A 1,311-nucleotide genomic window follows, 5' to 3' on the forward strand; every position below is an offset into this window, starting at 1 on the left:
CCTGGGCGTACGGCCCGAGTCGCGCGTGGGCATTGCCATGTCGCGCTCGGTGGAGATGGTGGTCGGCCTGCTGGCCATCCTCAAGGCCGGTGGCGCCTATGTGCCGCTGGATCCGGACTACCCGGCCGACCGTCTGGCGCACATGGTGGAGGACAGCGGCATTGCCCTGGTGCTGACGCAGGCTGCAGTGCGTACGCGCATTCCGGGTGCAGACCACTTGCAGATTCTGGAGGTCGACACGCTGGACCTGTCGGCCGAATCGGATGCCGATCCGCAGGTGCAGGTCTCGGCCGACAGCCTGGCCTATGTGATCTACACCTCGGGCTCCACGGGCCGCCCCAAGGGCGCGCAGCTGAGCCACCGCAACGTGGCGCGGCTGCTGGATGCCACCGAGGCCTGGTTCGGCTTCGGCCCCGACGATGTCTGGACCCTGTTCCACTCCTACGCCTTCGACTTCTCGGTCTGGGAGATCTTTGGTGCGCTGTGCACGGGTGGCCGGCTCGTGGTGGTGCCGTACTGGGTCAGCCGCTCGCCCCAGGACTTCCTGGCCTTGCTGCGTGCGGAACGCGTCACGGTTCTCAATCAAACGCCTTCGGCCTTTGGGCAGTTGGTGCATGCCGTGGAGCAGGACGAGGAGTGTGGCGCTGGCCTGTCGCTGCGCCATGTGGTCTTTGGCGGCGAGGCGCTGGAGCCCGAAAGCCTGAGGCCGTGGTTCGATCGCTTCGGGGACGAAAGCCCCCGACTCATCAACATGTACGGCATCACCGAGACCACGGTGCATGTGACGTACCGGGAGATCACCAAGACTGACCTTCAAGGAGGACGCAGCCCCGTCGGAGTGGCGATTCCCGACCTGGGCCTGTACGTGCTGGACGGCAGTCTGAACCTGCTGCCGCAAGGCGTGGCGGGCGAGCTGTTCGTTGCGGGCGCGGGCCTGGCGCGTGGCTACCTGAATCGGCAAGGCCTGAGCGCGGAGCGCTTCATCGCCAACCCCTTCACGGACGATGGCAGCAGGCTGTACCGCACGGGCGACCTGGTGCGCTGGAACGCGCAGGGCGAGCTGGAATACCTGGGCCGGGTCGATCAGCAGGTCAAGATCCGGGGCTTCCGCATCGAGCTGGGCGAGGTGCAGGCCCAGCTGCTGGCGCAGCCGGAGGTGCGTGAGGCCGTCGTGCTGGCCAGCCAGGGGCCGGGCGGGGCGCGGCTGGTGGCCTATGTCTCGTTGAACGAGGAAGTCGAAGACGGGCTGCTCAAGGAGCGGCTGGGCCAGGTACTGCCCGACTACATGGTGCCTTCGGCCATCGTGGTGCT

General features: G+C 67.3%; 1 protein-coding gene. It reads left to right on the forward strand.

The genetic code is table 11. The features are described 5' to 3' along the window. A partial coding sequence (locus tag BW39_RS03405; protein ID WP_043819780.1) for an amino acid adenylation domain-containing protein occupies positions 1 to 1,311 on the forward strand: 1,311 nt, incomplete at both ends.

It is taken from the genome of Delftia sp. RIT313, assembly GCF_000632165.1.
Lineage (GTDB): Bacteria > Pseudomonadota > Gammaproteobacteria > Burkholderiales > Burkholderiaceae_C > Comamonas > Comamonas acidovorans.